At 59.4% G+C, this 4,258-nt stretch carries 3 protein-coding genes; all 3 read right to left on the minus strand.

The annotated features are described in order from the left end of the window. Nucleotides 1–780, minus strand: a 780-nt coding sequence (locus QT222_RS06465; RefSeq protein ID WP_491476687.1) for an acyl-CoA carboxylase subunit beta, incomplete at its 3' end; no start/stop codon positions are given. 272 nt (nucleotides 781–1,052) lie between these two features. Continuing rightward, the gene (locus tag QT222_RS06470) at nucleotides 1,053–2,471 is read right to left on the minus strand and encodes a sodium-dependent transporter (protein ID WP_004059928.1); all 1,419 of its coding nucleotides are present in this window, start codon (nucleotides 2,469–2,471) and stop codon (nucleotides 1,053–1,055) included. 172 nt (nucleotides 2,472–2,643) lie between these two features. Next, on the minus strand, nucleotides 2,644–3,999 hold the full coding sequence (locus QT222_RS06475) for a sodium-dependent transporter (protein WP_004059927.1): 1,356 nt from the start codon (nucleotides 3,997–3,999) through the stop codon (nucleotides 2,644–2,646). Between the last annotated feature and the right edge of the window lie 259 nt (nucleotides 4,000–4,258).

A 4,258-nucleotide genomic window follows, 5' to 3' on the forward strand; every position in this document is an offset into this window, starting at 1 on the left:
ACGTGAGCTCGGAGAAGTGGAAAAGAGACAGACGTTGTTCTGCGGGAGGTAGGAAAGCAGGTGGCGGATATCGTCGAGCGCCTGTTCTTCGGTGTCCGTAGCGAAGTGAGCCACCCCGCTCGTCGAAGTGTGGGTCGTCGCACCGCCGAGTTCGTCGAAGGTGACTTCCTCGCCGGTGACCGTCTTGATAACGTCGGGTCCGGTGATGAACATGTGGCTGGTGTCGCGGACCATGAACGTGAAGTCCGTCAGCGCGGGGGAGTACACCGCACCGCCAGCACAGGGACCCATAATAGCCGAAATCTGCGGAACGACGCCGGATGCCTCGGTGTTCCGGCGGAAGATTTCGCCGAAGCCACCGAGCGACTGGACACCCTCTTGAATCCGAGCGCCCGCGGAGTCGTTCAGGCCGATGACCGGCGCACCGACTTCCATCGCCTTGTCCATGACCTTGCATATCTTCTCGGCGAACACTTCGCCGAGCGACCCGCCGAAGACGGTGAAGTCGTGGGCGAAAACAAAGACAGTTCGACCGTCAACCTCGCCGTGTCCGGTGATGACGCCGTCGCCCGGAAGCTTCGTCTCTTCCATTCCGAATTTGTGGTTCCGGTGGGTTCGGAACTGGTCGAATTCTCGGAACGTACCGTCATCGAGGAAATAGTCGATTCGCTCGCGGGCGGTCATTTTGCCCTTGTCGTGCTGGGAGGCGATTCGGTCCTCACCGCCACCCTTCAGCGCTTCCTCGCGTTTCTCACGAAGTTCGTCGATCCGGTCTTCCATCGTCATGCCAGATCACCTTCTCTCATTGAACTGTCAGTGCGCAGGCTGGGGTCAAAGGAGTTCCGCAATCCGGCAACCCTTACTTCGACAGTTGACGTATATTGGTCCGAACAATCATCACAGTTACGAGCCGTGAAAGTAGCGTCCCCGAGAATGTCGCGAAAGGCGGAGTGGGAGAAAACGGACCGGAAACACAGAGCGTGAGAGGACGACCCGGGAAAATTAGTTGGAAATACAGTTCTAATCAACTAGCTGTCAAATAGTGCTAGAGTTTAGACGACAGAATGGGGGTGGCGAAGACCGAGGAATGCGGCGGTGCTCGCGACGATGGCGAGGGCGACGGTCGGCCAGAAGCCGATGTTCGTGTCCACGCCGAAGTGCGTCAGCAGCGTGAAGACGAGAAACAGGGGAAGGATGACACCAACGGCAAAGAGCCACGGCGTTCCGAGGGTTCGTCCAAACTCGCCCGCGCCCGAGGCGAACTCCTCGATAGCGTCACGGCCCATGACCCAGCCAACGAACAGCAGGAAGGCGGCGAGGCCCGCAGTCATGAGTATGTTCACAAGGGTGCCTGCAACGAAGCCGAAAATGGCAGGGTTGAACGCGCAGACGGTCCCGGTCACGGCGACGATGGCGGTCATGCTTATGACAGCATGCTTGCGCGAGACGCCGTACTCGTCGACGAGGAACGCGACGGGGATTTCGAGCATGCTGATGGAACTCGACAGCGCCGCGAGGGTCACGACGGCAAAGAAGGTCGTGGCGATGAGCGTCCCGGCGGGGAGTTGCGAGAACGCGCCCGCGAGGCCAATGAACAGCGCACCCGGCCCGGTTCCGGTCTCGGTCGGGTTGATACCCTGCGAGAAGAGAAGCGGGAAGACGACGAGACCAGTGATGACGCCGACACTCGTATTGAGCACGGCAATGGCGCTCCCGTCGAAGGGAAGCGACCGGTCTTCGTCGAGATACGAGGAGTAGGTAATCATGGTTCCCGCGCCGAGTGAGAGGGTAAAGAGTGCCTGCCCGACGGCCGGGCCGAGGATAGCAAAGAAGTTCTCCGAGATGACGGAGGGGTCGAATCGGAGGAAGAAAGCGTATCCGGCGGCGGCGTTCGGTTGTGTCGCGGCCCACGCCGCGAGCGTGACGAGGAGGACGAGAACTGCGGGCATCATGACTTTGGTGCCGAGTTCGATGCCCTTGCGAATACCTGCGAAGACGATGAGTGCGGTCAGTCCGAGGAACAGGAGGTGGTAGAGTGCGGCATCAGTACCGGCGGAGACACCGCCGAAGTACTGTCCGGGGTTAGTGAAGTACGCGGGATTTCCACCGACGATGGCAGCCCCGCTTTCGATGAGGTAGCGGAGAATCCAGCCACCGACGACGCTGTAGAACGAGAGAAGCGAGAGACCGGTGATAACCGAGAATGCGCCGACGACGCCCCACTTTTTCGACCCCGAGAGGTCACGGAGTGCGCCAACTGGTGATTTATTCGCGCGTCGGCCGATAACGAACTCGCCGAGGAGCCCAGGCACACCGACGAGAAGAACGATTCCGAGATATACGACGAGGAACGCGCTCCCCCCGTTTTCGGCGGTTTGCCACGGAAACCGCCAGATGTTCCCGAGTCCTACCGCGCTTCCGACAGCGGCGAGGATGAACCCGAGCCGTGTTGCCCATGTTTCTCGTGTCATTGATACCCATTGACAGCCCAGGCCTAAAATGACTTTCGAACCGACGAAACATCACTGGAGAAATTTAACGGTTTTAGGTGTCCTATGTGCAAAAACCACTGTCGATGAATCAGAAATAATGTGTTGCCACTAACGATTCATAACTAGCTAAAAAGTGCGATTGTTCGCCGCCTCAGAGAGGCAGCGATGGCAGAGCCGGCGGGATAATGGCCGGCGACTCGCCGAGGAATAACGTCTGGAGACCGAGCACCAGCGTTGCCACGACGGCCACGATGACGAGCGTCCGGGCCATCCAGAGCCACGTGAGGCCGATACCGTCGCCGAGGCCACTACCCTTCATCAGTTCGTCGAGGGCGGGGGCACCGTAGACCCACGCCGCGAAGACGAGGATACCGAGGACGGACACCGGAAGCAGTAGTTTGTACGCGAGCGTGTCGAACCAACCGAGCCACGCGGTGTCGATTGCCGACGGGACGCCGAGCAGGAAGATGACGCTGCCGAGACCGACTGCCATCTGCGGGCGACTCACGTCGTAGTTGTCGATGGCCCACGAGACGACCACTTCGAGGAGACTGATTGCGGACGAAAGCGCCGCGATGAGAACCACCCCGAAGAAGACGAGACCGATGATATTGCCACCGGGAATGTCTCCGAACGCGCCAGCGACGCTGATGAACACTGCACCCGCACCGCTCGTGTTGGGGTCGATACCCTGTGCGAACAAAAGCGGGAGAACGACGAGACCGGCGAGGATGCCGACGAAACTGTTCAGGAAGACGATGGTGATGCCGTCACCGAACAGGCTCTGGTCGCCGTCGATGTAAGAGGCGTAGGTAATCATCGCGCCCATCCCGAGCGACAGCGAGAAGAACGCCTGCCCGACGGCGAACGGGACGATGTCTCCGAAGTTCTCGGCGAGCGCGTTGAAGTCCGGCGAGAGGAAGTACGCGTACCCCTCGGACGCGCCGGGGAGCGTGAAGGCGAACACGGCGAGGATTCCGAGGATGACGATGATACTCGGAACCATCAGCTTCGTCGCCTTCTCGATGCCGTCTTCGATACCGGCCGCGACGATGCCGACGACGAGTACCATGAAGACGGCGTGAAGCGCGAGTGCGTCCATACCGGCCGAAATCTGGCCGAAGTACTCCGCCGGTGCGCCGAAGTACGCACCCGTCAGACTGCCGCCGATGTATCGGAGGACCCACCCACCGACGACGCTATAGTACGAGAGAATCCAAAAGCCGGTGAATAAACCGATTGCCCCGACGATGCGCCAGTTCTTGTAGCCGAGTTTCTCGAAGGCGCTGATGGTATTCAGGTTGGTTTTCCGTCCGATAACGAACTCGGCGAGGATGGCCGGAAGGCCGATACCAAGTGCCGAGATGAGGTAGACGATAAGGAAGGATGCACCACCGAACTGGGCGGTCTTGAAGGGGAACTGCCAGATGTTCCCGAGGCCGACCGCACTGCCCACAGCAGCGAGGATGAACCCTGCCCTAGTTGCCCACGTTTCACGTTCGCTCATTTCTATCACCCTGTTGCTGATGTGGGTATGATAAATGATGCGGTATGCCGTCGCATATCGGAGGAAAAATCAACACATTTCTCCAACCGATTATATATGGTGGCACGTTCGTCCGAATATCGAGGTGATGTATCCTCTATTTTCTAACGGGTGTCGTGTTTGTGATTGGTTCACTTGGGCCGTAATAATTTGCGCGCGCCGGAACTTGTGGGCCGTCGCAGGCCTGTCTTAGGCTTCGCCGTAGACCGGCACCGCGGCA

It is taken from the genome of Haloferax sp. s1 (genome assembly GCF_058382125.1).